General features: G+C 59.5%; 19 protein-coding genes. 15 read left to right on the top strand and 4 right to left on the bottom strand.

Features of this window, described 5'->3' with window-relative positions:
• Window positions 1–2: 2 nt before the first annotated feature.
• The 8 genes from SynTAK9802_RS06635 to ccsB are packed head-to-tail and all read left to right on the top strand — an operon-like array spanning window position 3 to window position 8,831.
• Entirely contained in the window at window positions 3–755 is a 753-nt protein-coding gene (locus tag SynTAK9802_RS06635) for a M15 family metallopeptidase (protein WP_186495500.1), read from the top strand.
• The gene (locus SynTAK9802_RS06630) at window positions 752–3,283 is read left to right on the top strand and encodes a U32 family peptidase (RefSeq protein WP_186495499.1); all 2,532 of its coding nucleotides are present in this window, start codon (window positions 752–754) and stop codon (window positions 3,281–3,283) included. The genes SynTAK9802_RS06635 and SynTAK9802_RS06630 overlap by 4 nt, the downstream gene beginning before the upstream one ends.
• 57 nt (window positions 3,284–3,340) lie before the next feature.
• Window positions 3,341–5,149 (top strand): translational GTPase TypA, encoded by a 1,809-nt coding sequence (typA, locus tag SynTAK9802_RS06625; RefSeq protein ID WP_114989070.1) that lies wholly within the window; start codon window positions 3,341–3,343, stop codon window positions 5,147–5,149.
• Window positions 5,149–5,505, top strand: coding sequence for a DUF309 domain-containing protein (locus SynTAK9802_RS06620; protein WP_186495498.1), 357 nt, complete (start codon window positions 5,149–5,151; stop codon window positions 5,503–5,505). The genes typA and SynTAK9802_RS06620 overlap by 1 nt, the downstream gene beginning before the upstream one ends.
• A gap of 50 nt (window positions 5,506–5,555) precedes the next feature.
• Window positions 5,556–5,993, top strand: a complete 438-nt coding sequence (locus tag SynTAK9802_RS06615; RefSeq protein WP_186495497.1) for an LptA/OstA family protein — start codon at window positions 5,556–5,558, stop codon at window positions 5,991–5,993.
• Window positions 5,990–6,718, top strand: a complete 729-nt coding sequence (gene lptB, locus SynTAK9802_RS06610) for an LPS export ABC transporter ATP-binding protein (RefSeq protein WP_186495496.1) — start codon at window positions 5,990–5,992, stop codon at window positions 6,716–6,718. The genes SynTAK9802_RS06615 and lptB overlap by 4 nt, the downstream gene beginning before the upstream one ends.
• Window positions 6,719–6,747: 29 nt before the next feature.
• On the top strand, window positions 6,748–7,878 hold the full coding sequence (locus SynTAK9802_RS06605; protein ID WP_186495495.1) for an LptF/LptG family permease: 1,131 nt from the start codon (window positions 6,748–6,750) through the stop codon (window positions 7,876–7,878).
• A gap of 38 nt (window positions 7,879–7,916) precedes the next feature.
• Entirely contained in the window at window positions 7,917–8,831 is a 915-nt protein-coding gene (gene ccsB, locus SynTAK9802_RS06600) for a c-type cytochrome biogenesis protein CcsB (RefSeq protein ID WP_186498065.1), read from the top strand.
• A 29-nt stretch (window positions 8,832–8,860) separates the two neighbouring features.
• Here ccsB and SynTAK9802_RS12790 read toward each other — a convergent pair whose 3' ends face one another.
• From SynTAK9802_RS12790 to rpe, 3 genes are all read right to left on the bottom strand, one after another.
• Window positions 8,861–9,034 (bottom strand): glycine zipper 2TM domain-containing protein, encoded by a 174-nt coding sequence (locus SynTAK9802_RS12790; RefSeq protein ID WP_370586391.1) that lies wholly within the window; start codon window positions 9,032–9,034, stop codon window positions 8,861–8,863.
• Between the two features lie 1,394 nt (window positions 9,035–10,428).
• Window positions 10,429–10,557, bottom strand: coding sequence for a hypothetical protein (locus tag SynTAK9802_RS12590; RefSeq protein WP_255477759.1), 129 nt, complete (start codon window positions 10,555–10,557; stop codon window positions 10,429–10,431).
• Window positions 10,558–10,710: 153 nt separating this feature from the next.
• Entirely contained in the window at window positions 10,711–11,394 is a 684-nt protein-coding gene (gene rpe, locus SynTAK9802_RS06590; protein WP_186495494.1) for a ribulose-phosphate 3-epimerase, read from the bottom strand.
• A 150-nt stretch (window positions 11,395–11,544) separates the two neighbouring features.
• On the opposite strand from rpe, the gene glpX reads away from it, so the two are divergent.
• The 7 genes from glpX (at window position 11,545) to SynTAK9802_RS06555 (ending at window position 18,488) form a co-directional block, all read left to right on the top strand.
• Window positions 11,545–12,549, top strand: coding sequence for a class II fructose-bisphosphatase (gene glpX, locus SynTAK9802_RS06585; protein ID WP_006851350.1), 1,005 nt, complete (start codon window positions 11,545–11,547; stop codon window positions 12,547–12,549).
• A 31-nt stretch (window positions 12,550–12,580) separates the two neighbouring features.
• Entirely contained in the window at window positions 12,581–13,879 is a 1,299-nt protein-coding gene (locus SynTAK9802_RS06580) for a glutamyl-tRNA reductase (RefSeq protein WP_186495493.1), read from the top strand.
• A 121-nt stretch (window positions 13,880–14,000) separates the two neighbouring features.
• Window positions 14,001–15,296 (top strand): glucose-1-phosphate adenylyltransferase, encoded by a 1,296-nt coding sequence (locus tag SynTAK9802_RS06575; RefSeq protein WP_114989080.1) that lies wholly within the window; start codon window positions 14,001–14,003, stop codon window positions 15,294–15,296.
• Between the two features lie 134 nt (window positions 15,297–15,430).
• Window positions 15,431–16,849, top strand: a complete 1,419-nt coding sequence (gene gndA, locus SynTAK9802_RS06570; RefSeq protein ID WP_186495492.1) for an NADP-dependent phosphogluconate dehydrogenase — start codon at window positions 15,431–15,433, stop codon at window positions 16,847–16,849.
• Between the two features lie 11 nt (window positions 16,850–16,860).
• On the top strand, window positions 16,861–17,574 hold the full coding sequence (pgl, locus tag SynTAK9802_RS06565) for a 6-phosphogluconolactonase (protein WP_186495491.1): 714 nt from the start codon (window positions 16,861–16,863) through the stop codon (window positions 17,572–17,574).
• On the top strand, window positions 17,555–18,115 hold the full coding sequence (locus tag SynTAK9802_RS06560) for a CIA30 family protein (RefSeq protein WP_186495490.1): 561 nt from the start codon (window positions 17,555–17,557) through the stop codon (window positions 18,113–18,115). Before pgl ends, SynTAK9802_RS06560 begins: the two co-directional genes overlap by 20 nt.
• 4 nt (window positions 18,116–18,119) lie before the next feature.
• Window positions 18,120–18,488 carry a hypothetical protein gene (locus SynTAK9802_RS06555; protein WP_186495489.1) on the top strand — a complete coding sequence of 123 codons (369 nt, stop codon included), beginning with the start codon at window positions 18,120–18,122 and terminating at the stop codon, window positions 18,486–18,488.
• An 11-nt stretch (window positions 18,489–18,499) separates the two neighbouring features.
• Here the strand turns inward: SynTAK9802_RS06555 and ilvD are convergent, their stop codons facing one another.
• Window positions 18,500–20,173 (bottom strand): dihydroxy-acid dehydratase, encoded by a 1,674-nt coding sequence (gene ilvD / locus SynTAK9802_RS06550; RefSeq protein WP_186495488.1) that lies wholly within the window; start codon window positions 20,171–20,173, stop codon window positions 18,500–18,502.
• Window positions 20,174–20,216: the final 43 nt, after the last annotated feature.

Genomic DNA, 20,216 nt, shown 5'->3' with positions numbered 1-20,216 from the left:
CCTTGGTTCGGGCCTCCTCTGCGCGACGCATCGAGCGGGAGGACATTCCGGTCGCTCGACGAACACGGCAGCCGCGTCAACGCAAGGGAAATGGCGCAGCTGGCTTGCTGTTTGGGCTCGTTCTCGTCTGTGCCGGAAGCCTGGCTGCCGTGATGCTGGTGCCCACGCTGCTGTCTCGGCGCCAGCCCACGCAGAGCCTTGAGATTTCAGGCTTTCGCGAACGACCCGACGCCGATGGCCGACTCCTGGGCCACTTCCCCTATGGAGAGGCTGACGCTGATCAACTCATTGTCTTTGAACCGGGGATCGAGCTGAATGTGAAAGCCGCCGCGGCCCTCGACATGATGATGCGTTCCGCCTTGGCTGACGGGATCGATCTGCGTCTGCTCAGTGGATTCCGCTCCCTGGCACTCCAGGAATCGATCTTCTTTGATGTGGCCTCCGAACGGAACCAGACCGCCGAAGAGCGAGCCCAGGTGTCAGCTCCACCGGGCTACTCCGAGCACAGCACGGGTTACGCCGTCGATCTAGGCGATGGCCGTTTTCCTGAGACCAACCTCTCCCAGAGCTTTCAAGACACCGCGGCCTTTCGCTGGTTGCAGGACCATGCGGCGAGATATCACTTCGTTTTGTCCTTCCCTGAGGGCAACAAACAGGGTGTGATGTACGAACCCTGGCATTGGCGTTACGAGGGCAATGCGGATGCACTGCGTTTGTTCGAGCCGGCCAGTCGGTTCTCCAGGCGGGACCCTTGACCGTTCCCGAACTGCTGTCACCTGCCGGCGACTGGGCTGCGATGAAGGCGGCCGCTGCCTCCGGTGCCGATGCGGTGTATTTCGGCGTTGATGCCTTCAACGCCCGCCAGCGGGCTGAGAATTTCCGACTGCAAGACCTTCCTGAGGTGATGCAGTGGCTGCATCAGCGGGGGGTGAAGGGATTCCTCACCTTCAACGTGTTGGTGTTCAGCGATGAATTGGAGGCAGCGGCTCAGTTGCTGATCGCTGCAGATCAAGCCGGCGTGGATGCGGTGATCGTTCAGGACGTGGGGCTGTGTTGCCTGGCCCAGCGGCTGGTGCCGAACCTCTCTTTGCACGGCTCAACCCAGATGTCGATCACCAGTGCCGCGGGGATTGCCCAGGCTGCGGCGCTCGGTTGCCAGCGGGTGGTGCTGGCTCGTGAGCTGGCCGTGCGTGATCTCGAGCGCCTGCAGACACAACTGATTCAGCGGAACCTTGCGATGCCGTTGGAGGTTTTTGTGCACGGCGCCCTTTGCGTCGCCTATTCCGGTCAATGTCTGACCAGTGAATCCCTCGGGCAGCGCAGTGCCAATCGAGGTGAGTGTGCCCAGGCCTGTCGCCTGCCCTACGAAATGGTGGTGGATGGGCAACCCCATCCCCTTGAAGACCAGCGCTACCTCCTCTCGCCCCAGGATCTGGCGGCCTGGGAGCTGCTGCCGGAGTTGCAGCGCATCGGCGTGGCCAGCCTCAAGATCGAAGGGCGTCTGAAGGACGCTGCCTACGTGGCTGCCGTCACCGACGCCTATCGCCAGCGCCTGGATCAAACCCCCGCTTCGGCGCCGCAGGTGCAACGCCAGCTTGAGCTGGCCTTTTCCCGAGGCCTTTCCACCGGTTGGCTTGAAGGGGTGAACCATCGCCGTCTGGTGCATGGCCGCTGGAGCAAGAAGCGGGGCCCGCTACTGGGGCAGTTGCTGCGGGTGGAGCTGGGTGGTTGGTTGCATCTGCGCAGCCGGGAACAGCTGCATCCCGGGCAGGGCCTTGTGCTGGAACAAGTGTCGTCCGACCCGCTGCAGCCGCCTCGGGAGATCGGTGGCCGGATCATGGTGTGTGAGCGGATGGGCAACGAACGCTGGAAGCTGCGCCTGGGGCCCGATCGTGTGGATGGCTCTGGCTTGAGAGCTGGCGCCTCGGTCTGGCTCACCAGTGATCCCGATTGGCAGTCCCGTTGGCAGCGTGCCGCCCGTCGCACGGTGGAGGCTCGGTCCAGGGATCTGGCGCTGCGGGTGTCCGGTCGGCTGGATGCCCGGCTGGAGTTGCAGGTGCTGGAGCCCCAGGGATTTGAGCTGAAGCTCTGCAGCACCATGCCGCTCCAGAGTGCTTCGCAGCGCCCCCTTGATCGGGAAAGGCTTGAGCAGCAATTGGGACGCCTGGGGGGAACCGGTTGGTCGCTTCAGCATCTGGAGATCGAACTGGAGGGCGATCTTTTTCTGCCCGTGGCAGAACTGAACCGGATGCGCAGGGCTCTGCTGGAGCAGTTGGAGGCCACAGGGGACTGCAGCATCGATTCAGGGCCTGTCCCTGCAGCCACCAAAATGGCAGACCCAACGGAGCTGCTGGCTCAGATGTGCCCACCAGCTTTCGCTCCCCTCAGCGAGACCAAGCCAGGCTTGGTGGTGCTGGTGCGCAGCCTGGAGCAGCTGCAGGCCTTGGTGGATCTCTCCGGCACGGACCTGCCGATTCGCTCTGTGGTGGCGGATCTCGAGCAGCCTCGGGAGCTGCGGGAAGCGGTGGCGATCGGTCGAGGCTGCTGGCCTGAGGGTGTATGGCTGGCCGGTGCACGGATCACACGGCCTGATGAACGCTGGTCGCTTGAGCCACTGATTCGGGCCCGTCCTGACGGTTTCCTGGTGCGAAATGCCGATCAGCTGGAGGTGCTGACGCCGCTGGCCCCCTGCATTGGTGACTTTTCCCTCAACACCGCCAACCCCCTGAGTTTCCACTGGTATCGCGACCATTGGGCGCTGCAGCGACTCACGGCCAGTTACGACCTCAACCTTCAGCAACTGCTGGATCTTGCCGCCGCCGTTGATCCAGCGCTGCTGGAGGTCACCCTGCACCAGCACATGCCGTTGTTCCACATGGAGCATTGCCTGTTCTGTGCATTCCTCTCGGACGGCAAGGACCACACCGATTGCGGTCGTCCCTGTGAGAAGCACCACGTCACTCTGCGGGATCGCAGTGGCGTTGAACACCCACTGCGGGCTGATCTGGGTTGTCGCAACACCCTTTTCAATGGCACGGCGCAATCGGGCGTCGAAGCGCTTCCGTCGCTGCTGCGGGCAGGCGTGCGCAGGATCCGGCTCGAACTTCTCGATGAGGATGCCGCTGCGACGCGACGGCGCGTCAGCCTTTACGCCGAGGCTCTGGCGGGTCGGATGGCCACCCAGGAGGTCTGGTCCCAGGAGCAGATCCACCACCAGCTGGGCGTCACCCGCGGCAGCCTGCGCAGCAAGGGTCCGGAGCGCACCAGTCGATTCTCACGTTGAGATAACCTGTCGCACTGCGCCTTTGGCGTTCTTCACAAATACTTACGGTCAGCCCGCATGAGCGCCAACAACAAGGCGATCCGGAATATCGCGATCATCGCCCACGTTGACCACGGCAAGACGACTCTGGTCGATTCGCTGTTGGCGCAGTCAGGAATCTTCCGCGACAACGAGGCCGTCCCCACCTGTGTGATGGACTCCAACGACCTGGAGCGTGAGCGGGGCATCACGATCCTGTCGAAAAACACGGCTGTCACCTACAACGACACCCGGATCAACATCGTTGACACCCCTGGTCACGCCGATTTCGGTGGAGAAGTGGAGCGGGTGCTGGGCATGGTTGACGGTTGCCTGCTGATCGTGGATGCCAACGAGGGGCCGATGCCCCAGACCCGTTTTGTGTTGAAGAAGGCCCTCGAGCAGGGCCTGCGTCCGATCGTGTTCGTCAACAAGATCGACCGGGCCCGGGTGGATCCCGAGACCGCCGTCGACAAGGTGCTCGACCTATTCATCGAACTCGGCGCTGACGATGATCAGTGCGATTTTCCCTACCTGTTCGGCAGCGGTCTCGGAGGCTTCGCCAAGCCCGACATGAAGACCGACAGCGACAACATGCGTCCGCTGTTCGATGCCATCCTGCGCCACGTTCCGCCCCCGGTTGGTGATCCGGAGAAGCCCCTCCAGCTGCAAATCACCACCCTTGACTATTCCGACTTCCTCGGCCGGATCATCATTGGCCGCGTTCACAACGGAAAAATCAAACAGGGTCAGAACGCTGCGCTGATCAAGGACGACGGCAGCATCAAGAAGGGCCGCATCAGCAAGCTGCTGGGCTTCGAGGGGCTGCAGCGCGTCGAGATCGAAGAGGCGTCTGCCGGTGATCTGGTGGCCGTGGCTGGCTTTGACGACGTCAACATCGGCGAAACCATCGCCTGCCCCGATGAGCCCACCGCTCTGCCGCTGATCAAGGTGGATGAGCCCACCCTGCAGATGACCTTCGTCGTCAACGATTCACCCTTTGCGGGCAAGGAAGGCAAGTTCGTCACCAGCCGTCAGGTGCGTGACCGCCTGCAGCGTGAGTTGCTCACCAATGTTGCCCTGCGTGTGGAAGACACCGATTCACCGGACCGGTTTGCTGTGAGTGGTCGCGGTGAGCTGCACCTCGGCATCCTGATCGAGACCATGCGCCGTGAGGGCTATGAGTTCCAGGTGTCCCAGCCGCAGGTGATTTACCGCACCATCGATGGCACCCCCTGCGAGCCGGTGGAAACCCTGGTGATGGATGTGCCTGAACCAGCGGTGGGCAGCTGCATCGAAAAACTGGGCACCCGCAAGGGCGAGATGCAGAACATGGAAACCAGCGCTGATGGCCGCACCCAGCTGGAGTTCATCGTTCCTTCCCGCGGTCTGATCGGTTTCCGCGGTGAATTCATCCGGGCCACCCGCGGCGAAGGAATCATGAGCCATTCTTTCTATGAATACCGGCCGATGATGGGTGAATTCGACACCCGTCGGAACGGTGTGCTGATCGCCTTCGAAGAAGGAACAGCAACGTTCTATGCCCTCAAGAACGCCGAGGATCGCGGCCAGTTCTTCATCAGCCCGGGCACCAAGGTCTACAAGGGAATGATCATCGGGGAATACAACCGGCCTCAGGACCTCGAGATCAACGTCTGCAAGACCAAGCAGCTCACCAACATGCGTTCCGCGGGCGCTGAGGAACTGGACACGCTGCAAGCACCGGTGCAGATGACGCTGGAGCGAGCGCTGGAATACATCGGTCCCGATGAGATGCTCGAAGTCACGCCCGAGTCGATCCGTCTGCGCAAACTTCCCGGCAAGAAGCCGGCCAAGTCCAAGCGCTGATGCCTCAGGCAGATCCTCGCTTTCAGCAGGGTGTGGAGCTCTTCAATGCAGGTGAGTGGTACGCCGCTCATGATCTGTTTGAAGAGCTCTGGCATGAAACAGCTGATCCGGAACGGCGCAGCCTTCAGGGGATCCTGCAGGTGGCAGTAGCGCAGTTGCACCTGCAAAGGGACAACCGGCGCGGTGCCACGATTCTTTTCGGTGAAGCTTTGGGTCGTCTCAAACGTCCTGGAACCCCGGATCTTGGCTTGGATCTTGCGTCTCTGTGCCGTGCTGCGCAACAGCGGCTTGAGGCGCTTCAGCAGGATGGGGATCCCGAGTCATGCACTGTCCCCGTTCTTGAGCCCATGCGCTGAAGCGCCGGTAATCTCAACGAACTTGGGCAGGTGGTGTGGCAGTGAAAGCAATGCTCCGTTCTCGGGGGCTTCTTTTAGCTCTGCCCCTTCTGGCGGCCCTTTGGCCCCTGTTGTCGGCCCAGGCTCAGCAAACAGCTGACGCTGGCGTCATCACGATTGAGTCCGACCTGCAATCGGCCGACAACGGAACGGGTGTGATCACCGCCAGTGGCAACGTTCGCTTGGTGCACGCCGGTCGTGGTTTGGTGGCCACCAGCCGACAAGCCCAGTACTTCACGGAGGAAGACCGGATTGTTCTGAGTGGTGATGTTGATGTGATCCAGGCTGATGGCAACCAGCTCCGCGCTGATCGGTTTACTTATCTCCTGGATGAAGGTCGCGCGAATGCCAGCCCTGTTCCCGGCCAGCAGGTGTTCAGTCAGTGGTCGCTCACTCCCAGCCAACCCGTGCTCGACGTTCAGGCCGAGACCAACCCGGTGACTCCATGACCCTGGAACTGTCGAATGTCTCCATCACCCTTGGGGGCCGCCAGTTGGTGAAGGGCTTGGATCTGAAGCTTGCCCCCGGTGAGGTGGTCGGCCTGCTCGGTCCCAATGGAGCTGGAAAAACCACCACCTTCAATCTGGTGATCGGTTTGCTCTCCCCTGATCAGGGGGAGGTGACGGTGAACGGTGAGCGGGTCACCCATCTGCCCATGCCGGAGCGAGCCCGGCTTGGTGTGGGTTACCTGCCCCAGGAAGCGAGTGTGTTTCGCAATCTCACGGTGCGTGAAAATCTGGATATCGCTCTTGAACAGACCGATCTCAGCTCCGAGCAGCGTCGGGATCGGCGCCAGCAGCTGATTGAGGACTTTCACCTCAGCGCGTTCATCAACCGTCTTGGTTTCCAACTCTCTGGGGGTGAACGTCGCCGTTGCGAAGTGGCCAGGGCACTGGCATCGGGTGCCAACGGACCGACGTATCTGCTTTTGGATGAACCCTTTGCCGGCGTCGACCCCCTTGCGGTGGCGGATCTGCAGCTGCTGATCGAGGGGTTGCGCTCCCGGGGCATGGGGATTCTGATCACCGATCACAACGTGCGCGAAACCCTGGCCACCACTGATCGGGCTTACATCCTCAACGATGGTGCGGTGTTGGCCGCAGGACGTTCCGAGGAGGTGGCAGCTGATCCACAGGTGCGTCGTTATTACCTCGGGGAGGGATTCCAACTGTGATTTTGGATCGTCTCAAACGGGCCACCTGGATGCGGCTGGATCTTCTGGATCGTTGGTTGCTCAAGGAGCTGCTTGGTCCGCTTCTGTTCTTCATTGCCCTGTTCACCCTGTTGCTGCTCACGGGTGGCGTGATGTTTGAACTGGTGCGGCAGATGGTCGACAAGAACCTGCCGATCACGATCGCGGTTCAGGTGCTGCTGTTCAGCATTCCGCGTTGGTTGGCCTTCTCTGTGCCGATTGGAACGCTGATGGCTTCGCTGTTTGTGTTCACCCGTCTTTCCGCAAACAACGAACTCACCGCCCTGCGCAGCCTCGGCATCACCACGAAGCGGATGATCAGTGCCGCTCTCGCCCTCTCGATGGCGATGACTCTGTTCAGCTTCGTCTTGAACGATGTGGTCGTGCCCCGCAGTGAGCGTTATGCAGAAGTCAGCTTAAAGCGGGGTTTGGGCCAAGCTATAGCTAATAAAAATGGAGAAGACATTATTTACCCTCGATTTGGTAGGCGTACTGGAGTAGCTGGAAAGTCGTCAGACAGAGGCTTACTACAACTTTTTTATTCACGGAAATTTCAGGATGGTGAAATGAAAGATGTAACGGTTCTTGACTTCTCTCGAGCTGGAATTACTCAGATGTTGAGAGCTGATAGGGCTATTTGGAATGAACATCAGGCTGGTTGGTATTTCCTGGATGGACATATACTCACTTTGATGGCTAATGGAAGCTCTACCAAGGCCGATTTCAAACGTTATCTGTACCCTCTTGACTCAGCTCCTCAGCGCCTGGCAGGAATTGAAGAAGATGCGGTCAACATGACTGTTGCTGAAGCATTGCAGGCCCAGAGGTTGTACGAAGAGTCCGGAAGCATTAAGGAAGCCCGTAAAATACGTGTGCGGATCCAGGAGAAGTTCACGGTACCGATGGCCTGTCTGGTGTTTGGCTTGTTTGGAGCCACCCTCGGCGCTCAGCCCAGTTACCGAAGCAGCCGAAGCTTCTCATTTGTGCTCACTCTCGGCATCATCGCTGTCTATTACGTGATTGGTTTCAGCTTCAGTTCCCTCGGGGTGAAGGGAACCCTTCCACCGGTTCTGGCGGCCTGGCTGCCTGTGATGTTGTTCCTCGGGGCGGGTGGTCTGTTGCTGAAACAGGCCAGTCGCTGATTGGCCGAGGCAGAATCCCCGTGTCTTCTGGAAATGGTGTGCTGAACACGCCTTTTGAGCTGGTCACCAGTCTTGGTTTCGCTGGCTTTGTGTTGCTGCTGCTGGCCATGCCCATGGCTTTCTGGGCGGTGTCCAGCCAGTCCCGTGCTGGCTTGGTGCGACTGCTGGTGGCCGTCGCAAACCTTCTGTTCACGGCTCAGCTGATTTTGCGTTGGTGGCAATCCGGCCACTTCCCGATCAGCAACCTCTACGAATCACTGTGCTTTCTCGCCTGGGCTTGCACCCTTACCCAGCTGCTGGTGGAACGGGCCTGGCCTTCTCCTGTCGTGGCGGCTGCGGCCACACCCATGGGCCTTGGTTGCATTGCCTTTGCCAGCTTTGCCTTGCCCGATCAATTGCAGTCAGCGGCTCCTTTGGTTCCTGCCCTGCGCTCAAGCTGGTTGGTCATGCACGTGAGCGTGATCATGGTGAGTTACGCCGCACTGCTGGTGGGATCCCTGCTCTCCTTGGCGGTGTTGGTCACCGATCGCGGCCAATCCCTGGAACTGCGGAGCAGTTCCATCGGCAGTGGTGGATATCGTCAGGCGGCCTCGATCGCGAATGGTGGTTCTGTTCAGCTGCAATCGGTTCAGCTGAGCACCAATGAGCAACTCGACAGCCTCAGTTATCGCACCATTACCGTTGGGTTCTTGATGCTTACGGTGGGCATCGTGAGTGGTGCTGTTTGGGCGAATGAAGCCTGGGGCAGCTACTGGAGCTGGGATCCCAAGGAAACCTGGGCCTTGATCTGCTGGCTGGTGTATGCCGCTTATCTGCACACACGCCTCAGTCGCGGTTGGCAGGGCCGACGCCCAGCTCTTGTAGCTGTTGTTGGCCTTGTGGTGATCGCTGTTTGTTACATCGGGGTGAATCTGCTGGGCATTGGTTTGCACAGCTACGGCTGGTTTTTCTAACCAGCACTTTGTGTGAACTCGATAGAGGCTCAACCGCCATCGACCTGACATCCAACAAGGGCACCGCCAACAGCCCCGGCAGGAATCGACCAAATCCAGTTGTCCTTTTTGGCAAGCGCGCCTCCCAAGGCTCCACCTAGAACGCCGCCAACGAGGGTTCCTTCCAAACAAGAATTTTCGTCCTCTGCTGCGGGAGTCGCCATAACCTTTCGTCCTCCTGACGTTGTCGGTGGATGAGCTGAATGGTTGTGGGCTTGATGCCCCTCCTTGTGCTTGTGGCTTTTGCGCCCATGGAAATGCAGGGTCTTGGGGCAGGGCCGTTCGACCCTCTCCTCTCGACTGCTGACGTAGCCAGGCTTTTCTCTGGTGCCGGGATGGTAAGTCTCAACATATTGATTCTGGTAGCAAGTCTTCGCCCTTGAATATGTCTTGTTGGCTAGGGCTGGTTCACTCAAGAGCGTCATTAATGCAACTCCTATGAAAAGCCCGGAAAAAACTTTTTTCAAAATGAACGGGTTGCTCTGTGATTCATTTTGCCTCCCCGAATAAGAAAGGGTCTGTCAACTTCAGTTGGATCTATGACAGGATGCATCTGGGCATGAACTTATTGCTTTTTGTTGGTTTTATAGTAAGGAGTTTTTTCTCTTCGAATCAATCCCCCAGATGAGGGATTGATCCTTTGGTCCAGATCCCCCATTCCAGGGATGTTTCGCCCGGGTTCAGTTTGTGAAGATGGCCCACCCTTAGTGGAAGAGATTCTTGAGCTGCATGCCTGCAGCTGCGGATGGAAACCATGGTGGAGATGTGGGTCTGGCAGCGCAAGCGGCCGCCACCAGGGGATCGAGGCCTTTCGGACTCTCCCCACCACTCAGGGGGGATTGAGGTCCACTTGGACTCTCCCCCCACACCAATCAACTCTGGGTTGTGATCACACCCCTCTTCTGTGCAGTAGGAACGAACAAATCAGCGCCTGCGGGGGCATTCGTCTTACTTAGACGAGCGATGCCGGGTCGTTTGTTGGGAGGTTTCGCTCTCCTCTGCTTCAGAGCGCAGATAACGCTTCCGCTGCGCCGATTCCAGGCCAGACAGCAAGACAGCGCGTCTTGAAGGTGCGACCCGCTGAGGCCGATCAAGACCCCGAAGCAGTGGATGGATGCCTCGTCTGCTCATGCTGTTCCCCCGGTTATGCGTGAATCTCGCGCAGTGACCTGTGGTCCATCGCGTGACTGAATAATTCCATGATCTTCAGTCTTGTTTTGTGATCCACGTCACTGATTGGCGTGATGCCCTTGCATGCTGTTGTTGGCTTCTTAGGCCATGCATCAAGCCAACGGGCAAAAAGGAAGGCCACCCCTGCGAAAGGATGGCCTAAACCTTGTTGGCGTTCTTTGAAGCTGAACGAAGCGTCTGGCTGTATGGCTTGTCAGACCAGTCAGGCAGCTTCTAGATCTTGCTCAGTTGGACCGTCGTCACGCATTGGACGCCTCCGACTTCGACTCTCCCAGTCTCCTCCAGAGTAGATGTTTGGATCATCCGTATTTCAACTCAGCGGCAGGGAAGAGAGCCTGGGCCTGCCCGATGCGCAAAGTCAACGGAACTATTGAGCCAAGTGTTGAAGGACCGCACCGATATTCATGCTCCCTTTGAGATATCCGGCAAAAGCTAATGCGATCACACCAGCATTCAGCGCCAGGAAGGCGGCAACCAATTTGACGTCATCATTCATGCGTTTATTATCGGAGGCCTGTTCGCATCACTGTGGCCATCAAATCTTTGGAGATTTTGAAACTGTTCGAGCGCTGGGTTCTTGCTTGAAGTGCTCATAAAAAAGCCCGGCATCGGTTGCCGGGCTTGTGGCGGTCAGTTGACGGTCTGCTGATCAGGCAAGGACGGCTTCCTTGCTGCTGCTGTTGCGGATGCCCTTGATCGCTTCGGCGTAATCGGGCTGGTTGAACACACCGGATCCGGACACAATCGCGTTGGCACCTGCTTCGATCACCTTCCAGGCATTGCCGGCTTTGATGCCGCCATCCACTTCGATCCAGGGATCGAGACCCTTCTCGTCGCAAATGCGGCGCAGGTCGCGAATTTTCTGAACTTGGTTCTCGATGAAGCTCTGGCCCCCGAAACCGGGGTTCACGCTCATGATCAGCACCAGATCGCAGAGCTCGAGGCAGTACTCGAGGGTGTCGATCGGTGTTGATGGGTTCAGGACTGCACCTGCTTTTTTGCCCAGGTCCTTGATCTGAGCCAGGTTGCGGTGCAGATGTGGGCAGGCTTCAACCTGCACGGAAATGATGTCGGCACCGGCTTTGGCGAAGTCGGGGACGTACTTCTCCGGCTCAACGATCATCAGGTGAACGTCCAGGGGCTTCTGGGTCACCGGCCGCAGCGCCTCAACAATCAGCGGTCCAATGGTGATGTTCGGAACAAAGCGGCCGTCCATAACATCCACATGGATCCAATCCGCACCGGCTTCGTCCACGGCTTTCACTTCTTCGCCGAGGCGTGCGAAGTCAGCCGACAGGATTGACGGCGAGATCACCAGGGGCTTGGTGCTCATGGATGAGGAGCGCGAAGTGCCGGGAGATTTTAGGGACTCCTGCAACCACTGATACAGTGAGCCGCGCTCAGACGTCGAGATCCACTGCGGCGACGGCCAACTGCCCGTCCAGGAGATCTCGCCAACCCGTCCCACCTCATCCGGAGTCCCGTGGATCAGACCCTCATTCAGGAAATTCTCGAGATCGTCGAGCAGGCCGCCATCGCTTCCGCCTCGCTCTCCGGCAAAGGCCTGAAGGATGAAGCCGATGCATTGGCCGTTGATGCCATGCGCAAGCGCATGAATCAGATCCAGATGCAGGGCCGCATCGTGATCGGCGAGGGTGAACGTGATGAAGCCCCGATGCTTTACATCGGAGAAGAAGTCGGCACCGGCACCGGCCCCGGCGTTGACTTTGCTGTTGACCCTTGCGAAGGAACCAACCTCTGCGCCTTCAACCAGCGCGGCTCCATGGCTGTTCTCGCCGCTTCCGACCGTGGCGGTCTGTTCAACGCCCCCGACTTCTACATGAAGAAGCTGGCTGCTCCTCCGGCAGCCAAGGGCAAGGTGGACATCCGCAAATCAGCCACGGAAAACATCAAGATCCTCAGCGAGTGCCTGGGTCTCCCCGTCGACGAGCTGAACATCGTGGTGATGGACCGCGCCCGTCACAAGGACCTGATCGCTGAGATCCGTGCCACCGGTGCTCGCATCCAGCCCATCTCCGATGGAGACGTTCAGGCCGCCATCGCCTGCGGTTTCGCTGGTACCGGAACCCACTGCCTGATGGGCATCGGTGCTGCCCCTGAAGGTGTGATCTCCGCCGCTGCCATGCGCGCTCTTGGTGGTCACTTCCAGGGCCAACTGGTGTACGACCCTGCGATTGCTCAGACCTCCGAGTGGGCTGACATGACCAAAGAGGGCAACCTGGCGCGTCTCGCTGAGATGGGCATCGCCGATCCCGACAAGGTCTATGAAGCTGAGGAGCTGGCCTGCGGTGAGCATGTTTGTTTCGCTGGCAGCGGCATCACGGATGGTCTGCTCTTCGATGGCGTTAAGTTCGAAAAGGACTGCACCCGCACAAGCAGCCTGGTGATCAGCAACCTGGACAACACCTGCCGCTTCACCAACACCGTGCACATCAAAGACGGCGCCCAGAGCATCGCTCTGAGCTGATCGTCATCAACTGGTTGAGAGGAACGTCTTCATGCATATCTCCGTCGTCGGCCTCAGTCATCGGACGGCACCGGTGGAGATCCGGGAACGGCTCAGCATCCCTGAGCAGACCATGGAGACGTCCCTTCAATCCCTGCGCGGCAATGAGCAGGTGCTCGAGGCATCGATCCTCAGCACCTGCAACCGCCTTGAGATTTACACCCTGGTCCGCAATCCGGACCTCGGCGTGTCTGCTGTTAGCGACTTCCTCAGCAGTCACTCCGGTCTTGAGACAGGGGAGCTGACGCCCCACCTGTTCAGCTACCACCACGAAGACGCTGTCGACCACCTGATGCGGGTGGCAGCAGGTCTCGACAGCCTTGTGCTGGGGGAAGGTCAAATCCTCTCCCAGGTGAAAAAAATGATGCGGCTCGGCCAGGAGCACAAATCCCTGGGTCCGATCCTGAACCGCTTGCTCACCCAGGCTGTTTCCACCGGCAAACGGGTGCGCAGTGAAACCAACCTCGGAACGGGGGCTGTTTCGATCAGTTCAGCTGCCGTTGAGCTCGCCCAGCTCAAGCTCGGTCAATCCCGAGGTCTGGATCAACTGGTCACCCTGGAAAGCGAGCAGATCGCCGTTGTTGGTGCAGGGCGCATGAGCCGTCTTTTGCTCCAGCACCTTCAGGCCAAAGGTGCCTCGGGTGTTGTTCTGCTTAACCGCACCGTTGAACGGGCCGAGCAGCTGTCGGCTGATTTCCCTGATCTTCCTGTTCAGTGCAGGCCGCTTACGGATCTGGATCAGTACCTGAGTACCTGCTCGCTGATGTTCACCAGCACCGCCGCCGATGATCCGATCATTGATGCCGCACGTCTGTCTCCTCTGAACCGGCGCAGCAAGCTGCGCTTGATTGATATCGGTGTGCCGCGCAACATCGCTGCGGATGCTGCCGATGTGGACGGCGTTGAATCCCACGATGTGGACGACCTGCAAGAGGTCGTTGCCCGTAACCAGGAAGCCCGTCAGGCCATGGCCCGCGAGGCTGAGCAGTTGCTTCAGCAAGAAGCGCAGCAGTTTCTCGAGTGGTGGGACAGCCTTGAGGCTGTGCCGACCATCAACCAGCTGCGCTCTTCGATGGAGTCGATCCGTTCGGAGGAACTCCAGAAAGCCCTCAGCCGAATGGGCCCTGATTTCTCAGCCCGGGAACGCAAGGTTGTCGAAGCGTTGAGCAAGGGAATTATCAACAAAATCCTCCACACGCCGGTGACCCAGCTGCGGGCTCCCCAGACCCGTCAGGATCGCCAACAGGCCCTCCGAATTGTCGAACGACTGTTCGATTTGGAAGCTTCTTGAGCTCTTGAGCGATTCAGTCGCGATCTGAATCCCAGTAATCTCGACTGATTCTTCCGAAAGACGGTTGCGAAGCCAAAAACTCCGGTAAGTTCTTGCGGCAACGCCGATTTGGGACAGCGGCATGAAGCGGGTCTTGGCCATCATTCTGGGCGGCGGTGCAGGCACGCGCCTGTATCCGCTCACAAAAATGCGCGCCAAGCCGGCCGTCCCTCTGGCAGGCAAATATCGACTGATTGATATTCCGATTAGCAACTGCATCAACTCCGACATCAACAAGATGTACGTGATGACGCAGTTCAACAGTGCGTCACTGAACCGTCACCTCAGTCAGACCTACAACCTCAGCAATTCTTTTGGTGGCGGTTTTGTTGAGGTGCTCGCAGCTCAGCAAACCCCCGACAGTCCCACTTGGTTTGAAGGCACTGCAGACGCTGTACGCAAATACCAGTGGTTGTTCCAGGAATGGGATGTTGATGAATACCTGATCCTTTCCGGCGACCAGCTCTACCGGATGGATTACAGCCTCTTCATCGAGCACCACCGCCGCTCAGGTGCTGATCTCACCGTTGCTGCCCTTCCCGTTGATCCCAAGCAGGCAGAGGCTTTCGGTCTGATGCGGACCGATGAAAACGGCTCGATCAAGGAGTTCCGCGAGAAGCCCAAGGGTGATTCGCTTCTGGAGATGGCTGTCGACACCTCTCGCTTCGGCCTCAGTGCCGATTCAGCCAAGGAAAGGCCCTATCTGGCCTCGATGGGCATTTACGTCTTCAGCCGTCAGACCCTCTTTGATCTGCTTGACAAGCATCCCGGGCACAAGGATTTCGGTAAGGAGATCATTCCCGAGGCTCTCGCGCGGGGCGACAAGCTTCAGAGTTATGTGTTCGACGACTACTGGGAAGACATCGGCACCATCGGTGCGTTCTATGAAGCCAACCTCGCGCTGACCCAACAACCCACGCCCCCCTTCAGCTTCTACGACGAGAAATTCCCCATCTACACCCGTCCTCGCTATCTGCCCCCTAGCAAGCTGGTTGATGCCCAGATCACCAACTCGATTGTTGGCGAAGGCTCGATCCTGAAGTCCTGCAGCATCCACCACTGCGTTCTCGGGGTGCGCAGTCGCATTGAAAGTGACTGCGTGCTTCAGGACACGCTGGTGATGGGGGCCGACTTCTTCGAATCTCCAGATGAACGCGCTGTCTTGAAAGAGCGCGGAGGCATTCCTCTTGGCGTCGGCAAGGGCACCACGGTGAAACGCGCCATCCTCGACAAGAACACCCGCATTGGTTCGGGTGTCTCGATCATCAACAAGGACAACGTGGAAGAAGCCGACCGTTCCGATCAGGGCTTCTACATCCGCAACGGCATTGTGGTGGTTCAGAAAAACGCCACCATCGCTGATGGAACGGTGATCTGAGGGCAGCAACCGTTTTCAGGAATGAGCCGACGTCTTTCTGCCGATGGCTCATTCCTGACATTTGTTGGTTGATTTGCGGTCGAGACCAGCCGAGATCAACACACTGAGATCAGTCCTCAGTGGTCCTCCAGGCCATGTCCAAGTCTCACTTCGGCCTCATCGGTCTTGGCGTGATGGGCGAGAACCTCGTCCTGAATGCGGAACGCAACGGTTTCTCCAGCGTTGTCTACAACCGCACCTACGCCAAAACCGAAGATTTCCTCCAGGGGCGTGGCAAGGACAAGAACATTCAGGGCGCCACTGACCTCGAAGATTTCGTTGGCAAGTTGGAGCGCCCCCGCCGGATTTTGATGATGGTGAAGGCGGGGCCTGCAGTGGATGCCGTTGTTGATCAGCTCTCCCCCTATCTCGAAGAAGGCGATCTGCTGATTGACGGAGGCAACTCCGACTACCACGACACCGAACGTCGGGTGAAGCAACTCGAGAGCAAGAGCTTCGGTTTCATCGGTATGGGTGTGTCCGGTGGCGCCAAAGGTGCCCTGGAGGGGCCGAGCATGATGCCCGGAGGAACCAAGACCTCCTACGAGGCCATCGAGGGCCTTGTGAACAAGATGGCGGCTCAGGTCGAAGACGGACCTTGCGTGACCTACATCGGTCCCGGCGGGTCAGGACACCTGGTTAAGACCGTCCACAACGGGATCGAATACGGCATTGAGCAGATCCTTGCCGAGGGCTACGACCTGATGAAGCGTGTCAAAGGAATGACCGGTGTGCAGATGGCCGACGTTCTCGGTCAATGGAATGCCACAGAAGAGTTGTCGTCGTATCTGGTGGAAATCACCGAGGTGTGTCTCCGCACCAAGGATCCCGTCGATGGCACTGATCTGGTGGAAAAAATCACCGATCAGGCTGGCCAGAAGGGCACGGGCCTCTGGACCGTTGTGACGGCGTTGCAGATGGGTGCTTCTGTTCCCACCATCTATGCCTCTCTCAATGCAAGGGTGATGAGCTCGATGAAGCCCCAACGCGTGGCGGCCGAATCGATCCTCAAAGGACCAACCATCAAGGACTTTGACCTGGGAAAACCTGACGATGCCATGGCTCCGCTGATGGATGCCACGGTGCTGAGCTGCATCGCCAGTTATGCCCAGGGCATGGAGCTTCTGCGAATCGCCTCCCAGGACCTCGACTATGAACTCCACATGCCGTCGATCGCTCAGATCTGGAAGGGTGGCTGCATCATTCGGGCCCGTCTGCTGAAGCGCATTCAGGATGCTTTCCATGCGGATCCCCAGCTGCCCAACCTGATGGTTGATCCCTGGTTCGCTGAACAGATCAACCGAAGGCTTCCCGGACTGGCTCAAGTGGTGGCCGGTGCCGCCGAGGCCGGCATTCCCGTTCCCTGCTTCAGCAGCACCCTCGACTACATCAACAGCTACCGCTCCGGCCGCCTTCCTCAGAACCTGGTTCAGGCGATGCGCGATTGCTTCGGCTCCCACACCTACCAAAGGGTCGACAAGGAGGGCACGTTCCACACCGAATGGCTCAGCTGAGTGGTTGAGCGATGACCAACTACCGCATCGAGCGGGCGAAGGATCCTCAGGACCTCGCCCGTCAGGCCTGTGAAACTGTTGCCGCCCAAATTGATCTGACCTTGGATCAACGGGACCGCTGCCAGATCGCTCTCTCCGGTGGGAGCACCCCCGCCAGTGCCTACTCCCTGCTCGGTCAGGAACGGTTGCCCTGGGACCGGGTGGACGTCGTTCTGGGTGACGAGCGCTGGGTGGCTGCCGACGATGCGTCCAGCAACGCCGGCATGCTGCGCCGCACCCTTCTCGCACCCGGGCCTGGAGCTTCAGCTGCTTTTCATCCCGTGCCCACCGTGGAACTGGAGAGCCCTGAGGCCAGTGCCCAGGCTTTTGCTGACCAGCTTTCTCAGCTGTGCTCAGGAGCCCCACCGGTGTTCGATGTGATGCTGCTGGGCCTGGGGGATGACGGCCACACCGCATCCCTGTTCCCCGGCACCGAGGCTCCAGCGGTGCTGGATCGCTGGACGACCATCGGGCGCGGCAAGGGGTTGGATCGCATCACCATGACGGCTCCTGTGCTCAGTGCCGCCCGTCAGGTGATCTTCCTCGTCAGTGGGGCCGGTAAACAGGAGGCCCTCCGGCGACTGGTCGATCCCTCCGAATCCTCCGATCGCACTCCCGCTCGGCTGGTTCAACCTGCTAGTGATGTGCTGATCCTTGCTGATCAGGATGCAGCCGCCGGCCTCTGAACAGATCCTTTTCCAGGGCAGCGACTTTGCTGACTGGGCCAGCCTGAACGACACGATCATGGGCGGCCGATCCCGTGCCGGTTGCCGCGTGACCCCCGACGGACTCGTGCTGGACGGGGAGCTGGTGGAGACCGGCGGTGGTTTCGTGAGCTGCCGCTCCCCTCGCCTGCAGCCCCCGCTCGATCTGTCCCCTTATTCAGCACTTCAGCTGGATGTTGAGGGTGAGGGACGCACCCTGAAGATTGCCCTTGGTTGCCTGGATGGAGCCATGGGACTCACGGAACTGATTCCCGGTGGTCTCCGCTGGGTGGTAGATGTTGCGACCAAACCGTCCGGTTTGACCCCTGTTGTGGTGCCATTCGCCGACCTCAGACCCACGGTGCGTGCCAAGCCCGTTGGCTTACCGCTGCGCTTCGATCCCAGTGGCATCACCCGCATTCAGGTGTTGCACTCGAAATTCGGCGATGCTGGGGATCTCAATCCGGGGTTTCGCGCTGGGTCCATCCGGGTGCTGATCCGTTCAATCCGCGCCTTGCCCTGAGTCCATGGACCTTCTGGTGTTGATTGCCAAGGCGGCTGACGTTTGCCTCAAGCCCTGGAGCCATGCTGTTGTTCTGATCGATCCTTCGGCTCCAGACCAGATCGACGATCTGCACGTGCGGATCGAATGCCGTGATGGCGACGGCCAGCGTTGCTCCGATCAGGATCTTGAACTGGAGATCTATCGGAGTGGCGATGAGATCAATCTGATGCTGAGCTGGTGGGACCAACCGGAACGTCCAATGCTCTGGCACGGGCGCCATCCGGTCTGGATGGATGGCGCATCGGGGCAGCGCTGTGAGGCACCGCAGGATGCCGCCCCGCTTGAAGCATTGGGTCGCCGCCTACGGGCTCTGGTGCAACCGGCTGTTTGATCGCGCCGAATTCAATCGGCATGGTCGGTGGTCGCACCCCGGCTTGAGCTGGAGACGAGCCGCGCGTACTTGCCGAGAATTCCGTTGCGGTAACGGGGTTCCGGCTTGCTCCATCCCGCCCGGCGGCGATCCAGTTCCGCGTCATCCACGTTGAGTTGGAGCAGCAGCTGATCAGCATCAACCGTGATGCTGTCACCTTCTTGAACTAGCCCGATCTTTCCGCCAACGGCGGCTTCAGGAGCCACGTGTCCCACCACCAGGCCATAGGTGCCGCCGCTGAAGCGGCCATCGGTGATCAGGGCGACCTTGTCCCCAAGGCCCTGACCAACGATCGCTGAGGTGGGAGCCAGCATCTCCCGCATGCCCGGTCCACCGACGGGACCCTCGTTGCGAACCACCACCACATCCCCGGCCTGGATCTTTTTGTCGAGGATGGCGGTAAGGCAGTCTTCCTCGCTTTCAAACACCCGCGCCGGGCCGGTGAGAACAGGTGTCTTTACACCGCTGATCTTGGCCACGCTTCCCTCGCTGGCGAGGTTGCCCTTGAGGATGGCGAGGTGCCCTTTGGCGTAAAGCGGATTGCTCAGGGGGCGGATCACGTCCTGCCCTGAGGGCGGCTCCGAGGGCACATCGGCGAGCAACTCCTTCAGGCTTTTGCCCTCCACCGTTCGGCAGTCGCCGTGCAGCAAGCCTGCATCCAGCAGCAGCTTCATCACCTGGGGAATGCCGCCGGCGTTGTGCAGATCAACGGTCACGTAGCGGCCGCTGGGCTTGAGATCACAGATCACCGGCACCCGCTGACGAATCCGTTCGAAGTCATCGATGCTCAGGTCAACGCCGGCGGTGCGGGCAATGGCCAGCAGGTGCAGCACCGCATTGGTGGAGCCACCCACCGCCATGATCACGCTGATGGCGTTCTCAAAGGCTTCCTTGGTGAGCAGATCCAGGGGGCGGATGTTGGCTTTCACGGCCTCCACCAGCACCTCGGCGGAGCGAGCCGCACTGTCGGCCTTTTCCTCGTCCTCGGCAGCCATCGTGGAGCTGTAGGGGAGGCTGAGACCCATCGTTTCGATGGCGGCACTCATGGTGTTGGCGGTGAACATGCCGCCGCAACTGCCAGCCCCAGGGCAGGCATTTTTCTCAACTGCGGTTAGCTGCTCTTCGTCGATCTTGCCGCTGGTCAGTTGGCCGACCGCTTCAAAAGCGCTTACCACCGTGAGATCACAGCCGCCCAGCTTGCCCGGCTTGATCGTGCCTCCGTAGACGAACACCGAAGGGATGTTCATCCGTGCCATCGCGAGCATGGCGCCGGGCATGTTCTTGTCGCAGCCACCAACGGCCAGCACCCCATCCATGCTCTGGCCATTGCAGGCCGTTTCGATGGCGTCAGCGATCACTTCACGGCTCACCAGGGAGTACTTCATCCCTTCGGTGCCCATGGAGATTCCATCACTCACGGTGATGGTTCCGAACATCTGTGGCATGCCTCCGGCCTGCCGGGCCGCTACCTCAGCTCGTTTGGCCAGGTCGTTCAGCCCCACATTGCAGGGGGTGATGGTGCTGTAGCCGTTGGCGATGCCCAGGATGGGCTTGCCGAAATCGCTGTCTCCAAAGCCCACGGCCCGCAACATGGCGCGGTTGGGAGACCGCTGAATCCCCTTGGTGACGGCGTCGGAGCGAAGCATGGAACGGAGCGGACCAGTGGCAATCAAGCCAACCTACCGAGCG

It is taken from the genome of Synechococcus sp. TAK9802, assembly GCF_014279535.1.
In the GTDB taxonomy this organism is placed as follows: domain Bacteria; phylum Cyanobacteriota; class Cyanobacteriia; order PCC-6307; family Cyanobiaceae; genus Parasynechococcus.
The sequence above is the reverse complement of the archived record's forward strand: the minus strand, read 5'-3'. Positions and strand labels throughout refer to the sequence as shown.

What these genes read in the sequence shown, in the direction of transcription:
- SynTAK9802_RS12590 (WP_255477759.1), bottom strand. Translation starts at nt 10,557, where the DNA reads ATGAATGATGACGTCAAATTGGTTGCCGCCTTCCTGGCGCTGAATGCT.
- SynTAK9802_RS06615 (WP_186495497.1), top strand. Translation starts at nt 5,556, where the DNA reads ATGCTCCGTTCTCGGGGGCTTCTTTTAGCTCTGCCCCTTCTGGCGGCC.
- SynTAK9802_RS06575 (WP_114989080.1), top strand. Translation starts at nt 14,001, where the DNA reads ATGAAGCGGGTCTTGGCCATCATTCTGGGCGGCGGTGCAGGCACGCGC.
- gndA (WP_186495492.1), top strand. Translation starts at nt 15,431, where the DNA reads ATGTCCAAGTCTCACTTCGGCCTCATCGGTCTTGGCGTGATGGGCGAG.
- SynTAK9802_RS12790 (WP_370586391.1), bottom strand. Translation starts at nt 9,034, where the DNA reads ATGGCGACTCCCGCAGCAGAGGACGAAAATTCTTGTTTGGAAGGAACC.
- typA (WP_114989070.1), top strand. Translation starts at nt 3,341, where the DNA reads ATGAGCGCCAACAACAAGGCGATCCGGAATATCGCGATCATCGCCCAC.
- ilvD (WP_186495488.1), bottom strand. Translation starts at nt 20,173, where the DNA reads ATGCTTCGCTCCGACGCCGTCACCAAGGGGATTCAGCGGTCTCCCAAC.
- lptB (WP_186495496.1), top strand. Translation starts at nt 5,990, where the DNA reads ATGACCCTGGAACTGTCGAATGTCTCCATCACCCTTGGGGGCCGCCAG.
- SynTAK9802_RS06605 (WP_186495495.1), top strand. Translation starts at nt 6,748, where the DNA reads ATGCGGCTGGATCTTCTGGATCGTTGGTTGCTCAAGGAGCTGCTTGGT.
- pgl (WP_186495491.1), top strand. Translation starts at nt 16,861, where the DNA reads ATGACCAACTACCGCATCGAGCGGGCGAAGGATCCTCAGGACCTCGCC.
- SynTAK9802_RS06620 (WP_186495498.1), top strand. Translation starts at nt 5,149, where the DNA reads ATGCCTCAGGCAGATCCTCGCTTTCAGCAGGGTGTGGAGCTCTTCAAT.
- SynTAK9802_RS06560 (WP_186495490.1), top strand. Translation starts at nt 17,555, where the DNA reads ATGCAGCCGCCGGCCTCTGAACAGATCCTTTTCCAGGGCAGCGACTTT.
- SynTAK9802_RS06555 (WP_186495489.1), top strand. Translation starts at nt 18,120, where the DNA reads ATGGACCTTCTGGTGTTGATTGCCAAGGCGGCTGACGTTTGCCTCAAG.
- rpe (WP_186495494.1), bottom strand. Translation starts at nt 11,394, where the DNA reads ATGAGCACCAAGCCCCTGGTGATCTCGCCGTCAATCCTGTCGGCTGAC.
- SynTAK9802_RS06580 (WP_186495493.1), top strand. Translation starts at nt 12,581, where the DNA reads ATGCATATCTCCGTCGTCGGCCTCAGTCATCGGACGGCACCGGTGGAG.